We start from the raw sequence: 15,921 nt of genomic DNA, 5'->3' as shown, positions 1-15,921 counted from the left end.
ACATAAATCCAGATTATATATTAGATTATATATTTTAGAGAGAGTTTGCCGCGAGAGCGGATATAGGAGGTGTCTTATGAAAAAAATAGCTTTTGCTATCATTTCTATAGGCTTGGTATTTGCATTAGGAAGCTGCTCATGGAAGCTTCCGGAAACAATTTCTGTTAAGACAAATGCAGATTATGAATTTTCACTTGGTAATGTTGAAAAAGATTTAAGTGATAAACTTGGGGTAAGTAATTTAATCGGTACGGTTGAACTTCCAAATAATGGAAAGATTTACGATTACTGGCCTAAGAAATCAGGTGACACTCAAAAATTCCTGATGTATATGCCTTTACAGAATATTCCTATAGATATCAGTGATTATTTTGATAAAGGAGCTCTCGCAGATTCTATCAGTAACATTTCTTTCGAAAAGGAATTTGAAGTTCCTACAGTAGACTTCAGTTATAATCTGGATATAGATCTTGATGAGGTTAATGAACAGATTTGTAATGAATTCAGACTTGCCGGTATCATGCTGAATTATGGTACGTCTACTTTCAGTCAGATTTATAATTTTGCAGATAAGTTGTCTTTTAAGCAAGGTACAATGAAGATTGCAGCATATAATGTTGATATATCTTCATCATCAACATCTGTGAATGATATTATTACAACTATCGATACTTCATATAATGGTACAGTTTATTTAAGAAGTAATGGAAAAACTGTCAGTGGAACTTTCTATAATGGTGTTGCAGAAATAAATTTGAGTTCATTTATTTTTAAGACATCAGATATCAGCATAGAATTCTCTGAAACTTCAAATTCAAAAGCATTCATTGCTACAATCGATACTTCAAATAAATCAGTACATCCATATCAGATTAATTCTGTAGAAGGCCTTACATTAACTCAGCCAATTTCATACAGTTTCACTCAGAATATTGATGGACTGAGTGGTCTTGATAATGTTGATGGATGTACCATTGGTGACGGAGATTTAACTCTGAATTTTTCAATTCCTAAAGAATGGAAAAATGTAAATCCGGCTTATGAGATTGAATTAACTGGTGGAATTAATCTTGAAAGTGGAGTTCAGACTGCAGCTACTAGTCCTGCCACTTTTCCATTGGATAATAAATCAATAACTACAGACGATATTCACGCAAATGTAGATTTCAATATTGTTATTGCAAATGCAACTATTGATTTTGAAAAGAAACCTTCTATTGGAATCGGAACAAAAATAAGAGAAATTGAAAGTGTAACAGTGAAACTTTCAAATCAAAGCCTTTCATTCAATGAAACACAAGAGATACCAGAGGATGTATTAAAAATAGTTAAGGCATTAGAGCTTCATAAATGTGGTGTAAAAGGTACATATACAAATACCTTACCTTCAGAAAATGTTATTTCTCTATCGGTATTCTCAGACTTCTTTGATATTCATGATATGTATGATGCAACATTAGGAAAGAACATAAATATTGAAGGCGGAAAAACAGATTTTCCAATAAATATTCTTAGTGGTGATGATGACGTTGAGGATTATACAAGAACAGTAAAACTTGAATCATCTCCATCTGCTTCAGATGAATTCAATGCATTTGATTTTAAGGTTGATGTTATACTTCCTGGAGGAGAGCAGGATAAAATTACTGTAAAAAAGGTTAAGCCTGGAACAAAATATAACTTTGCAATAAATCTTGAGCCGGTAATTGACTGGGAATCAGTAACTATTAATCTTGATACTCTTCCTTCAATGTCAGATACAATGGGAACAGGTTTTAATCCATCTTCATTGTATGCTTCTTTGGAAGATTCACTTGGAAAAGAATTTGCAGAAAACATTGAGCTTCCAGATTGTAAACTGTATCTCTATCTTACAAGACCTGATGTAACAGTTGATGGTGATTCTGTATTTGAAAATCTGGATTTCGGTTCTTCATCAGTAACAATGTTCTATGGAACAAACCCATCTGATGGTTCAACTCCAACTCAGTTAGGTGCTTTTGAAAAGCCAATTCTTACTAATGGTAAAGCTTATGATGAAAACGGAAACGAAGTAGATGTTGAGTTTGTAGCAGAACCAAATATTGTTACAGAAAAGAATGAAAATGGAGATGAAGTAGTTATATCTGAAGCAACAGTAGGCTCAAGTCTCGTGGTTTCACTTAAAGAGTTACTTACAAAACCAGATGATATTCCTGAGAGTACTTTTAAGGAATCTCAGCTTTGTGTAGATTACAATATTTCTTTGAGTGGAACAGGAAGCAGTGGAATTAAAATTACTAAAGCTGCTTTGGAAAACTCAGAGTCAGGTTCTATCGGTATTTATGCACTTTTAGAGCTTCCTGTTAAGTTCCAGGTAAAGGATGATGAAGATGGAGAGGTAGAATATGTAGAAATAGATCTTACTTCTATCACAGGAGATTCTTCTAATACTTCTGGTTCATCATCAAGTTCAGGCAGTTCTGATTCTTCTGATGATTCTATTTTTTCAAAATACATTGATGCTGTAGAATCTTTGGAGGTCAAATATACAGTAAATAAATTGCCTATAACTTTTAAGGATGTTCAGATAGGTATAGATCTTTTTGGTACTGGAACAATTGATAATTATTATAATTTAAATAAGTCAGGTAAAATAGCTTTTGGGGCAGAAACTGTCAGTCAGTTGAAGTCTTCTTCAGATAGTATTAGTCCAAAGATTAAATTACGAATGAAAGAAGGTGCGTCAATAGCAATGACTCGTGATAAATCTGTAAATGTCTATGCTGAAATCAGTCTTAAAACAGACGGAATTGTTCAGTTAAAATAGGGGGTAGAAGATGAAGAAATTATTTGCTTGTATTTTTGCAGTTTCAGTTATATCTACTGCTGCCTTTTCACGAAACTTCTTTTCTCAGCGATTCTTTGAAATAAAAGCTGGTACTGAACTTGGAGCATCAAACAATCTTTTTACTGTTAATGAACTTTTGCAGAAGGATTTGATAATTGATTTACCTCAGCTGGCTGATGAGTGTCCTGATAATGGTTTTAATATCCGTGCAGGTGCTAAACCAATCTGGGAAATGAATTTTAATATTGTAAATGTACATGTTGGACTTTCTGCCGGACTTGAGTTATATGAAAGCATGTCTGTCGGTAAAGACCTTTTTGATTTCCTTGGAAATGGAAATTCAGTGGGTGACGTTATAACTTTCAGTCTCGATAATGATGCAGATGTTTTTGCCTTTTCTCATCTGGATATAGGTATAAAGTTCGGAAGACTTAAGGTTGAAGTACAGCCTGCAGTATTTATTCCTGTTGTGTCTATGCGCGGCGGTGGTGCAAAAGCTACTGTAGTAAACGGATCTGATGGAAGTCTTGATGTTTCTATGGATATGAACATGGATGTTTATTCCTTTACAGGATTGTCTATAGAAGATAATAAAATTAATTTTGATATAGGTAAGATTTCTGCTGCCTTAACTAAAGGTTTTGGTTTTGATTTTGGTCTTGGATTATCGTGGGATCTAACAAAATCATTTACAGTAGGTTTAACCAGCCGTATTCCAATCGTTCCTGGTACATTAGGTTATAAATCTAATATTCAGTGGGGAATGGATTATAGTGTAAAGGTTTCTGATTATGAAAATCCAGAGAAAACTGAGCGTGAAAAAACTGTAACAAATGAATATACAACATTAACTATTCACCGCCCATTAAAGGTTAATATTTATGCTGATAAAGACCTTCTCGGAACACTCTTTAATGCTCGTGCCGGTGTTGGTTTTGGAATCAGAAGACCTTTCACCAGTGATGCAATATTCTATCCAGAGTATTATCTAGGCATTGGTCTTAATCTTATTAATGCCTTCAAGCTCAATGTTTCAACAGAATATAAAGATCAGGTTTTTATTCATCAGCTTGGAACAACAATAAATCTACGTCTTGTTCAGTTTGATTTTGGTATTTCAACACAGTCTCCAAACTTCATAAAGAGTATGGAAGTAGCCGGTTTAGGCGGTTACGCATACGTTTCTGTAGGCTTCTAATAAAGTCTGTGTGAATAGCGAAAAACGCGGTGGTCAGTGATCCATCGCGTTTTTTTTGTCCTCAATTGACTTGATTTTCCCCATATTGTACAATAATTTACCATTTATTTTTTAAGAGGACTGAAGATGTTTAAAATTATTGAAAAAAAACAGCTTTCTGCCGGTGTATTTTATATGAAGGTTACTGCTCCTGAAATTGCACGTAACCGCAAGGCAGGACAGTTTGTAATCGTTCAGGTTGATTTGGATTTTGGTGAGCGTATTCCGCTTACTATTGCTGATGCAAATGCTGAAGAGGGCTGGATTGCTCTCGTTTTCCAGGCTGTAGGTGCATCAACTTATAAACTCTCTTTGAAAGAGGCTGGCGAGGAACTTCCTGCAGTTCTTGGTCCTCTTGGAAATCCTTCTAAAATTGAAAAATATGACCGCCCTGTACTTGTTGTTGGTGGTGGTTTCGGTGTTGCCCCATGTTACCCAATCGTTCAGGCTCACAAGGCTATCGGTAATAAGGTAATCATGGTTATCTGTGCACGTAATAAAGACCTTTTGATTTATGTTGATGAAATGAAGGCTCTTGCTGACGAAGTAATCATCATGACAGACGATGGATCGGCTGGACGTCAGGGTGTTTCAACAGTACCTGTAAAGGAAATGTGTGAAAGCCAGTGCCCACCAGCAGAGGTTATCGCAATCGGTCCTCCAATTATGATGAAGTTCTGTGCTCTTACAACTAAGGAGTACGGTGTAAAGACAACAGTTTCTTTGAACACAATCATGATTGATGGAACTGGTATGTGTGGTGGCTGCCGTGTAAGTGTTGGCGGTGAAACAAAGTTCGTTTGTGTTGATGGTCCAGAGTTCGATGCACACATTGTAGACTGGGACAACATGATGATGCGTATGAAGTCTTTCAAGCCACGTGAAACTGAAGATTTCCACAAGTGCAAGATGCAGGCAGAAGCTGATAAGCTTGCAAAGTAGGAGCATAAAAATGGCAATTAACGTAACAGAAGAATTAAATAAAATCCAGGATTTGATTAAAACTAACGGCAAGCTTACAGCTAAAGATCGTAATGCAATTCCACAGATGGAAATGCCAGCCCGCGATCCAAAAGTTCGCGCTCGCCAGATGGACGAAGTTGCTCTTGGTTTCAGCGCTGAACAGGCTATCGTTGAAGCTAACCGCTGTCTTCAGTGTGCAAAGCCATTCTGTATGGAAGGCTGTCCTGTAAATATCGATATTCCAGGCTTTGTAAAAGAGATTGCAAACGGCCAGTTCAAGGCTGCTGTTGATATTATTAAAAAGACATCACTCCTTCCTGCTATCTGTGGTCGTGTTTGTCCTCAGGAAAAACAGTGTCAGGGAAAATGTACTGTTGGTAAGGTTTACAAGAGTGCAGAAAAGGCTGTTTCTATCGGTCGTCTCGAGCGCTTTGTTGCAGACTGGGAACGCGAGAACAATCAGGTAACAATGCCGGAAGTCGCTCCAGCAACAGGAAAAAAGGTTGCAGTTATCGGTTCAGGTCCTGCAGGTCTTACAGTTGCTGCAGACTGTGCACGTGCCGGTCATGAAGTTACTGTATTCGAAGCTTTCCACAAGTGTGGTGGCGTTATGATGTACGGTATTCCTGAGTTCCGTCTTCCAAAGAAAATCGTTCAGGACGAAATTGAAAATCTTAAGAAAATCGGCGTAAAGTTTGAAACAAACTTCCTTGTTGGCCGTACAGATACACTTGATCAGCTTCTTGAAGAAAAAGGCTTTGATGCTGCTTTCGTAGGAACTGGTGCAGGTCTTCCAAAGTTCCTCAACATTCCAGGAGAAAACCTCATTGGTGTATTCTCTGCAAACGAATATCTTACTCGTGCAAATCTTATGAAGGGTTACGATAAGGATCATGCTGCAACTCCGATTTACGAAGCAAAGCACGTAGTAGTTTGTGGTGCGGGAAACGTTGCAATGGATGCTGCCCGCATGGCATTCCGCCTAGGGGCCGAAACTGTTGATGTTGTTTACCGCCGTACAAGAAACGAAATGCCGGCTCGTCTCGAAGAGATTGGTCACGCAGAAGAAGAAGGCGTAAACTTCCGCTTCCTCGAAAACCCTGTAGAAGTACTTGGAAACGAAGAAGGAAAGGTTGTTGGCGTACGCTGCCTTAGCTACGAACTCGGTGAACCAGATGAATCAGGACGCCGCTCTCCAGTAGCTATTCCAGGTTCAGAACATGATGTTCCATGTGACGCTATGATTGTTGCTCTCGGAAATGGTTCTAACCCACTTCTCGTAAGCACAACACCTGGTCTCGATGCTGACAAGCGCGGACACATCCTCGTAGATGAAAAGCAGGCTACACACCACGCAAAAGTATGGGCTGGTGGAGACATCGTTCTTGGTGCCGCTACAGTTATCCTTGCTATGGGTGAAGGACGTAAGGCTGCAGCTGGTATCAATGAATACCTTGCGAAGTAATTATATTGCATAAATGAAAAGGCCGGTTGGATCTGATTCCAGCCGGCCTTTTTTTATTTCTACGTGCTACCTTTTATTTATCACAAGCCTTAAGGAATTCTACAAAGAGAGGTCCTGCATTATTTGGACGGCTCTTGAATTCCGGATGGAACTGAACGCCAACATGGAACTGGCCGGCAACTTCAACGGCTTCTACAAGAGTTCCGTCAGGGCTTGTTCCACTGATTGTGAGACCAGCTTCCTGCATCTGTGTGCGGTAATCGTTGTTGAACTCATAGCGGTGGCGATGGCGTTCATCAATATGTGTACTTCCATAAGCTTTTTCAAGAATTGTTCCCGGAGTAACTTCGCATGGGTATGAACCAAGACGCATTGTGCCGCCTTTGATTACACCTTCCTGATTTTTCATCAGGTCGATTACAGGATGTTCACAGAGTTCGTCAAATTCGCGGCTGTTTGCATCTGAATAACCGAGTACGCTGCGGGCAAACTCAATTACTGCTATCTGCATTCCAAGACAGATTCCAAAATATGGCAACTTGTGGGTACGTGCATAACGACAAGAGCAGACCATTCCTTCTACACCACGGTGACCGAATCCGCCCGGAAGAATGATTCCAGCGCAGTCTTTAAATACTTCCGGAGCTGTTTCATCAGTTACGCTGTCTGAATCAACCCATTTGATTTTTACATTCTTACCAACAACAAAGCTTGCATGGTTGAGTGATTCAACAATACTCAGATATGAGTCGTGAAGTTTTACATATTTTCCAACCAGTGCAATCTGAATCTCACCCTGACGTGCATGAATTGTTTCTACCATTCGAGACCAGTCTGCAAGCATAGGATAGTCTGCGCCTGTTTCGAGTCCAAGGTCGCGGCATACAACATCATCCATATTCTGAGCGTGGAGCATCAGAGGAACTTCATAAAGGCTGCGACAGGTTGTGTTGTTGATTACACAGTCTTCTCCAACGTTACAGAAGAGGGAAATCTTCTTTCGGATGTCTGTTGGAATTTCTTTATCACAGCGGGCAACAATAATATCAGGATGAATACCAACGGCCATGAGCTCTTTTACAGAGTGCTGTGTTGGCTTTGATTTATATTCATCTGAACCGCTGATGTAAGGAACTAGACAAACGTGAATAAAAAGACAGTTACGGCGTCCAACTTCAAGCGCAAGCTGACGGATTGCTTCAAGGAACGGCTGGCTTTCGATATCACCGATTGTACCGCCGACCTCAACAATACTTACGTCGGCATTGCTAACCTCGGCATTTTTCATAACAAAGTCTTTGATTTCATTTGTTACGTGAGGAATAATCTGAACTGTCTGTCCAAGATATTCACCCTGGCGTTCCTTGTTCAAAACGTTCCAGTAAACACGTCCACTTGTCATGTTTGAATATTTTGTAAGATTTTCATCGATGAAGCGTTCGTAGTGTCCAAGGTCAAGGTCGGTTTCTGCACCATCATCTGTTACGAAAACTTCTCCGTGCTGGAATGGACTCATTGTACCCGGGTCAACGTTCATATATGGGTCGAGCTTCTGGCTTGTTACCTTAAGCCCGCGGCACTTCAAAAGGCGTCCTAAACTTGCTGCTGTAATTCCCTTTCCTAATCCTGATACAACTCCACCTGTTACAAAAATAAATTTACTCATATCTTTCCTCTCTAAAATAACTTTCCTATATTACATGTGATTGATGTCGACTAGACTGGCGTTTGTGAGGCTGAATGGTGATGCAAGGCTATCGGCCAGGGCATTAGCTGTATCGATTGCGGTGAGACTGTCGATGTCGCGTTCTACGGCGAGACGGCGAAGCTTTACGCTTTCTGCTACCGGATCGCGTCCCTTAGCGGAAGTTGAAACAAAGTATGCAATTTTGCCGCTCTCGAGAAGAGTCATTACGTTGTCATTGTAATTTTCATGAACTTTTGCTACGTGAGTTACTGTCATTCCGCTGCGTTCAATTGTGTCTGCGTTTCCGGTTGTTGCGTAAAGAGTGAAGCCGAGATCGTAGAATTTGCGGGCAAGGGCAGGGAGCTCAGGAAGGTCTGAAGCACGAACGGAGAAAAGAATTCCGCTGCTTTCAACAGGCTTAGCTACTGTAGAGTTTGGTCTTATCATCTTCCAGCCTGCTGCAGCGAGTCCCTTAAAAATTGCTTCTTCGCGGGTTGCGGCAATTCCAAGAACTTCACCTGTTGATTTCATTTCCGGTCCGAGATGTGTATCTACGTCCATCAGTTTTTCAAAGCTGAAAACAGGAGCTTTTACTGCAAAGTAATCCGGCTTTCTGTAAAGGCCGGTGCCATAGCCGAGGTCGCGGACTTTTTCACCGAGCATTGCGCGGGTTGCAAGTTCAATCATCGGTACGCCTGAAACTTTACTGAGGTACGGAACTGTACGGCTTGAACGAGGGTTTGCCTCGATGATGTAAAGGTCGTTTCCACTGCCATCGTCATAAATCAGATACTGAATATTAACGAGCCCTTTTGTACCGAGAGCCAGAGCAAGGTCTGATGACTGGCGAATAATTTTTTCTTCGATATCTGATGTGAATATTCCAGGATAAACAGCAATTGAGTCTCCGGAGTGAATACCGGTTCGTTCAATATGTTCCATGATTCCAGGAATCAATACATCTTCACCATCACAAATACAGTCAACTTCAAGTTCCTGTCCTTCCATGTATTTATCTATGAGGACTGGATTTTCAATTCCAGCTCTCAAAATGATTTTCATGTATTCCTTTACGTCGGCACTGTTTCGGGCGATAATCATGTTCTGTCCGCCGAGTACGTAACTTGGACGCATAAGAACAGGGTAGGTGATTTTTTCTGCAGCTTCCAGAGCTTCAACTTCTGTGAAAACTGTAAGACCACGAGGTCGTTTGATTTGCAGACGGTCACAGAGTTCTTCGAAACGTTCACGGTCTTCTGCAAGGTCAATTGCATCGGCACTGGTTCCGAGAATTTTTACTCCCTGACTGTCCAGATATTTTGCAAGTTTAATGGCAGTTCCACCACCGAATGCAACTACAACACCGAGCGGTTTTTCAACAGCGAGAACGTTCATTACATCTGCCGGTGTCAGCGGTTCAAAGTAAAGACGGTCTGCTGTGTCGAAGTCGGTTGAAACTGTTTCCGGGTTATTGTTTACGATTGCAACTTCATAGCCTATTTTTTTCAGCGACTGTACGCACTGAACAGAAGCGTAGTCGAATTCGATTCCCTGTCCAATTCGGATTGGACCTGAACCGAGAACTACAATAGTTCCTTTGGAATCTTTTTTATTTTCATGGAGTTCCTGAAGATACTGTTCAGCCTCATTGTCTCCATTTGTTGTCGAATAAAAATACGGAGTCTCTGCATTGAACTCGCCGGCGCAGGTATCAACCATTTTGAAACTGCGTGGTGGGAAGATGAGGGCGTCGGAAGTGTCAGCAGCAGCAATTTTCTCCAGTTTCCACAAGAACCATTCATCAACTTTTGTAATGTCGTGAATCTGTTCTACTGTGAGAAGCTTGCGCTTAAGTGCCTGGTAAATGGCAAAAATGCGCTGGTCTGTGCACTGTCCAACACGCTCACGAATCTTTTCATCACCTTCTTTTACAAAGGCTGGAAGATTCAGGTCTTTTACGCCAACTTCAAGTCCGCGGCAGGCTTTCAGAATTGCTTCTTCAAAGTTCTGACCGATGGCCATAACTTCTCCAGTTGCTTTCATCTGAGTGCCGAGCTTGCGGGCAGCGTATACGAATTTGTCGAACGGGAACTTCGGCATTTTTACAACTACGTAATCGAGAACAGGCTCAAAGCAAGCCTTAGTTTTCTTTGTTACGAAGTTAGGAATCTCATCAAGTGTAAATCCTACAGCGATAAGAGCCGCTACCTTAGCAATAGGATATCCTGTTGCTTTAGATGCTAGTGCCGATGAGCGTGAAACTCGAGGGTTTACTTCAATTACAGCATATTCAAAACTATCCGGATTCAAAGCAAACTGGCAGTTACAACCACCTTCAATTTCGAGTGCGCTGATGATGTTCAGGGCAGCTGAACGCAGCATCTGATATTCTTTATCTGCAAGAGTTACGGTTGGCGCAATTACAATTGAGTCACCAGTATGAACACCGACCGGGTCAAAGTTTTCCATTGAGCAGACAGTAATTACGTTTCCTGTGCTGTCACGCATAACTTCAAACTCAACTTCCTTCCAGCCCGAAATACATTTTTCAACAAGAATCTGATGGATAGGTGAGCGGTGAAGACCGTTATGGGCAATTTCATCAAGCTCTCGGTCGTTGTTTACGATTCCACCACCAGTACCACCAAGGGTAAAGGCCGGTCGGATAATTGCCGGGAAGCCAATTTCGTTATGAACAAAATCAACTGCATCCTCGTATGTTGTTACAACTTTTGAAGGGATACAAGGTTCGCCGATAGCTTCCATTGTGTCTTTGAACATCTGTCGATCTTCAGCCTTGTCGATAGTTTCAGGGCGGGCACCTAACAGCTGTACATTATGAGATTTCAAAAAGCCGGATTTTGCAAGCTCCATACTAAGAGTAAGACCGGTCTGACCACCAAGAGTTGAAAGCAGGGAATCAGGTTTTTCTTTTTCAATAATTCTCTGAAGGGTTTCAAGTGTAAGCGGCTCAAGATAAATCTCGTCTGCCATTGAATGATCTGTCATAAGAGTTGCCGGATTCGAATTGACAAGACAAACTTCAAGGCCCAGCTGCTTAAGGGCTTTACAGGCCTGGTTTCCGGCGTAGTCAAATTCGGCTGCCTGTCCAATTACGATAGGACCCGAACCGATAATCATTACTTTGTGTATGTTTTTATTGAGTGACATCATTAACCCCAAAAAAAAGGCGACACCACCCCTTTAGGATAGTGTCGCCATTGACTTAAAATAATATAGCGTAAATAAATGTTTATGTTAAGTAGGTTGATTTTTTACTATTGTATTTTTTGAAGTTGAAAAAAATCGTTTTGAGAAGTAAAATTACTATGTATAAGTACAAAGCGTATTTATAAAACTAGGAGAGAGAGAAAAATCATGACACTTCTAAAACGTTCTCTATTTATGATTTCGATACCGACAGTGGTATTGTTTCTTTTAATGATGTTCATATCTGCCAACAGATTGAAGTTCTATGCAAGCCAGCAGACACAGGATGATCTTATTTCTGCAAGTGATGCAGCTTCTGAATATGTAATGGGTGCAATGCAAAAACCCCGAAATCTGCTGGAAGCACTTACCGATACATTTGCAAGCGGTGCTTATGAAAATGAAGAGGATAACCTGAAGATCTTTATAAACTTCACTAAGTCGTATGTGGATTCCACAGGTTTTTATGGCGTTATAAACGAACATTATTATGATGGTTCTTTGTGGGAGCCGGATGCAGGCTGGGATCCACATACACGTCCATGGTATTTAGGCGCTCTTGCAGATCCAGACAATTTTGTTTTTTCAGATGTTTATACAGATTCTGAAACTAATACTTCAGTAGTAAGTATTTCAAAAGAAGTTTTTGATGAAAGCAGAAAATCTCTTGGAGTTGTTTCCGTAGACTTTCCATTATCAAAAATCCAGAAATCATTGAATGAAAAAAAACAGTATGAAGATGAACGAATGTTCATCCTTACAGATACTGGATATTTTGCGACGCACGAAAAATATACAGCAGAGGATAATATCAGAACAATTGAAAAAGGAGCTTATAACGATATTGCAGATAAGTTCCTTTCCGGCAGTAATGAAGTAATCCGTACAACAAAGGATGGTGTTCCTTATTACTATAAATCAACACAGATTGAAGGAACTCACTGGTATTTTATTTACGGTCGTTCAACAGCAGCAGTAGACTCATTTGTTAATAAATCAGTACAGATTATCATACTCTCTTTTGTAGTTCTGCTTGCAGTAATCTTTATTTTCCTGATTTTGATTCTTCGCGGTATTGTTCGTCCAATCCGTTCTACAGCTAAAGCCCTTCATGATATTTCTGCCGGTGATGCAGATTTGACCCGCCGTGTAAATATCAAAAGTTCAACAACAGAAATCAAAACTGTAGTAGACAGTTTTAATGTATTTGCAAACAAGCTTCAGAGCATGATAGGTAATATTAAATGCAGTAGTGCCAATCTAGATGTAGTTTCTGATAATGTACGCGACAGTGTTACAGCAGTTTCTGATGCAATGACAAATATCCGCGAAAATCTTGAAGGTCTGCGTGAACAGATTGTAAAGCAGTCAGTTGGTTATAACGAAACTGCACTTGTTGTACAGGAAAGTGTGGACAGTATTTCTACAGTAACCAAGATGATTGATTCACAGACAGAAAGAATCAGTAAATCTTCTGCCGCAGTAAGCCATCTTGTAAACAGCATTGAACAGGTTAGTGACTCTATGGAAAACATGGCCGTTTCATTTAATGCACTTGATACACAGGCAAAAGAGGGAGTTTCTAAACAGAAGAAAGTAAATGAACGAATTGCCCAGATTGAAGAGCAGTCAAAAATGCTTCAGGCAGCAAACCAGGCAATCGCAAATATCGCAAGTCAAACAAACCTTCTCGCCATGAACGCAGCTATTGAGGCGGCACATGCTGGTGAAGCCGGAAAAGGATTTGCTGTCGTTGCAGATGAAATCCGAAAACTTTCAGAAACCTCTTCAGCACAGTCTAAGACAATTGGTGATCAGCTTAAGAACATTAAGGCCAGTGTTGATGAAATCGTTACAGCCTCTCAGGAATCAAGTGCTTCCTTTAATGAAGTTTCTGAACGCATTCTTGAAACAGACGGACTTGTTCAGTCTATAAGACAGTCCCTCGAAAAACAGAATGAAGAATCTCGTAACGTAATTGAAATGCTTTCTGAAATGGACAAGAATACAGACGATGTTCGTAAGGCTTCTCAGAATATGGCCGATAAGAGTATGCACGTTCTTGATGAAATGAACGGCCTTCACAGTTCTGTTGATGCAGTTGGAGACAGCATTGTTTCAATGACAGGAAACGCAAGAAGTGTTGTTAATAGCGGTAAGCAGCTTGATAATTGTGTTGAAGCCTTAAACCAGAACGTAAATCAGCTTGGCTCTGATGTCGGACAGTTTAAGACAGAAGCTTCGTATGATTTCGAATAATCACATTCTTTAATTACTGCTTTGACCGGTTCATCAATTCTATGAATCGGTCAAACAGAAAGTTTGTGTCGTGCGGACCGCCGCATGCTTCCGGGTGAAACTGAACGCTGAAAGCCGGAATATCAGTATATGTAATTCCTTCTACAGTACCATCATTTACATTAAAGAAACTCATTTTTGCGTATGCAGGAATTGAAGTGTTTTCAACCGCATAACCATGATTCTGACTTGTAATATAAACTCTGCCGGTTTCCGTATCTTTGCATGGATGGTTTCCGCCACGGTGACCATATTTGAGTTTGCTGGTTTTACAGCCGCGTGCAAGAGCGAGCATCTGGTGACCAAGACAGATTCCAAAAATTGGAAGAGTGCCGGCATCGCAAATCTTCTTCAGTTCTTCAATAATCTGAACATTGTCTGCCGGGTCTCCAGGTCCGTTACTGAGCATAAGTCCATCTGGATTTAGAGCGAGAATCTCGTCAGCAGTGGCAGTGCATGGAACAACAGTTACGTGGCAGCCGCGTTTTTCAAGTTCTCTCTGAATATTTGCTTTTGCTCCAAAGTCCCAAAGTACAATGGATTTTGAGGGAGAAGTCTCTCCCTGCGCGCCCACTTCGTTGGTCGCTACCCTCTCAACGGGGGACACCCCCGTAACGCCCCCGACAGAATTCTGCTGAACACTTTCAACAGCCTGTTCAATTCTATATGCTTTGATTTCTCTTAAGAGAGCTTCAGTTACGGCAGGACAGCTTTCTACACCGCTGATAATCATACCGTTCATAACTCCGGATTCACGGAGGCGCTTTGTAAGGGCACGGGTATCAATTCCACAGATTCCGACAATGTTCTGATTTTTCAGAAAGTCGCTTAGTGTACCGCCGCAGCGGAAGTTTGAAGGCAGGTCACAGAGTTCGCGAACAATATAGCCGCGTACCCAGCATTTTTTACTTTCGTAGTCCACCGGAATATCGCCGTAGTTTCCGATGAGCGGGAAAGTCTGGGTAACAATCTGACCGAAGTAGCTTGGGTCGGTGAGAGTTTCCAGATATCCGGTCATGCCGGTTGTAAAAACTGTTTCACCGATAGTTTTACCGGTTGCCCCGATTGAGGTACCTTCGAAGATTGTTCCGTCTGCTAATATTAACCACGCCTTCATGATTTTCTCCAAAAAAAAGACGTTCATTCCATTTAAAGACAATAAGTCTGCAAATCGAATGAACGCCTTTGTTCTTTAATGTTATACAGCGTATGAAAGGTATGGTCAAGAGTTTTAGTAGTATTCAATAGTACTACTATTGACTTTTTTCTATTGAAAAGTTAAAACAAAATAACGGCAAAGAGGTCGTAGATAAGTTTCCCGGGGGAAATTTGTCTACGACCTCTTTTTGTTTTTGTGAGGTAATCATGAAGTTTACAAAAATGCATGGTTGTGGAAACGACTATATTTATTTTGATTGCACAAAGGAAGATTTTCCGGGTGGTGCTGAAGGCGAAAAGCAGGCAGCCATAAAGTTGTCAGACCGTCATTTTGGAATCGGCGGAGATGGAATCATCATCATCAAAAAAGGTACAAAAGCTGATTTTGAAATGGTGATGTACAACGCCGACGGAAGCCGAAGCCAGATGTGCGGTAACGGAATCCGCTGCGTTGGGAAATATGTATATGATGCAGGCTACACTAAGGGCCGCGAGTTTACTGCTGAGTCTATGGGCGCAGTAAAAATCCTGAAAGTGGAAGAAGGCGAACCAGGCGATAAGGTAACAAAACTTTCAGTAGATATGGGAAGTCCTATTCTGGAAGCGGAAAAGATTCCTGTTGTGTTGAAGGGTGGCCGGGTAATTCAACATCCTCTGACAATTGCTGATGTTGAATACAAAACAACCTGCGTCTCAATGGGAAATCCACATGCAGTTGTGTTCATTGATAAAAAGCCTTCTGAATTCCCGGTTTGCGAAATCGGCCCGCTTTTTGAAAACGATAAGTTTTTTCCGGAGCGTACGAATACCGAGTTTGCTTATGTTGAAGACCGCCGCACAATCTGGATGCGTGTATGGGAACGAGGAACCGGCGAGACACTTGCCTGTGGAACCGGAACCTGTGCAACTGTAGTTGCTGCAATTCTGAACGGCCTTGTTGATGCGGGCGAGAAAATCACAGTGCATCTGCTTGGTGGAGATCTTGAGATTCAGTGGAGCGGCAACGAGGGAGACAGCGTATTTATGACCGGCCCTGCAGAAAATGTATTTACAGGAAACGTTGATTTATAGGA

9 protein-coding genes are annotated in these 15,921 nt (G+C 41.0%); 6 read left to right on the top strand and 3 right to left on the bottom strand.

What is annotated here, in order from left to right; all coding sequences use genetic code 11:
• Positions 1 to 76: 76 nt before the first annotated feature.
• The 4 genes from AABJ44_RS13480 (at position 77) to gltA (ending at position 6,495) form a co-directional block, all read left to right on the top strand.
• A complete protein-coding gene (locus AABJ44_RS13480) occupies positions 77 to 2,809 on the top strand; it encodes a hypothetical protein (protein WP_338369563.1) in 2,733 nt (910 codons plus the stop codon).
• Between the two features lie 10 nt (positions 2,810 to 2,819).
• The gene (locus tag AABJ44_RS13475; protein ID WP_338369562.1) at positions 2,820 to 4,028 is read left to right on the top strand and encodes a hypothetical protein; all 1,209 of its coding nucleotides are present in this window, start codon (positions 2,820 to 2,822) and stop codon (positions 4,026 to 4,028) included.
• 126 nt (positions 4,029 to 4,154) lie between these two features.
• The gene (locus AABJ44_RS13470) at positions 4,155 to 5,009 is read left to right on the top strand and encodes a sulfide/dihydroorotate dehydrogenase-like FAD/NAD-binding protein (protein ID WP_074645351.1); all 855 of its coding nucleotides are present in this window, start codon (positions 4,155 to 4,157) and stop codon (positions 5,007 to 5,009) included.
• 10 nt (positions 5,010 to 5,019) lie between these two features.
• On the top strand, positions 5,020 to 6,495 hold the full coding sequence (gltA, locus tag AABJ44_RS13465) for an NADPH-dependent glutamate synthase (protein ID WP_074645353.1): 1,476 nt from the start codon (positions 5,020 to 5,022) through the stop codon (positions 6,493 to 6,495).
• 73 nt (positions 6,496 to 6,568) lie between these two features.
• Here the strand turns inward: gltA and AABJ44_RS13460 are convergent, their stop codons facing one another.
• Positions 6,569 to 8,161 carry a CTP synthase gene (locus tag AABJ44_RS13460; protein WP_338369561.1) on the bottom strand — a complete coding sequence of 531 codons (1,593 nt, stop codon included), beginning with the start codon at positions 8,159 to 8,161 and terminating at the stop codon, positions 6,569 to 6,571.
• Between the two features lie 30 nt (positions 8,162 to 8,191).
• Positions 8,192 to 11,353: a carbamoyl-phosphate synthase large subunit gene (gene carB / locus AABJ44_RS13455; RefSeq protein WP_338369560.1), complete on the bottom strand. Its 3,162-nt coding sequence runs from the start codon at positions 11,351 to 11,353 to the stop codon at positions 8,192 to 8,194.
• Between the two features lie 207 nt (positions 11,354 to 11,560).
• Here carB and AABJ44_RS13450 point away from each other — a divergent pair, with 207 nt between their 5' ends.
• Entirely contained in the window at positions 11,561 to 13,651 is a 2,091-nt protein-coding gene (locus AABJ44_RS13450) for a methyl-accepting chemotaxis protein (RefSeq protein WP_338369559.1), read from the top strand.
• A 13-nt stretch (positions 13,652 to 13,664) separates the two neighbouring features.
• On the opposite strand, the gene AABJ44_RS13445 is transcribed toward AABJ44_RS13450, so the two are convergent.
• Positions 13,665 to 14,807 (bottom strand): carbamoyl phosphate synthase small subunit, encoded by a 1,143-nt coding sequence (locus tag AABJ44_RS13445; protein ID WP_338369558.1) that lies wholly within the window; start codon positions 14,805 to 14,807, stop codon positions 13,665 to 13,667.
• 248 nt (positions 14,808 to 15,055) lie between these two features.
• On the opposite strand from AABJ44_RS13445, the gene dapF reads away from it, so the two are divergent.
• Complete coding sequence (dapF, locus tag AABJ44_RS13440; RefSeq protein ID WP_338369557.1) at positions 15,056 to 15,919, top strand: diaminopimelate epimerase; 864 nt, start codon at positions 15,056 to 15,058, stop codon at positions 15,917 to 15,919.
• Positions 15,920 to 15,921 lie beyond the last annotated feature (2 nt).

Source organism: Treponema bryantii, from assembly GCF_036492245.1.
GTDB classification, from domain to species: domain Bacteria; phylum Spirochaetota; class Spirochaetia; order Treponematales; family Treponemataceae; genus Treponema_D; species Treponema_D bryantii_C.
The sequence above is the reverse complement of the archived record's forward strand: the minus strand, read 5'-3'. Positions and strand labels throughout refer to the sequence as shown.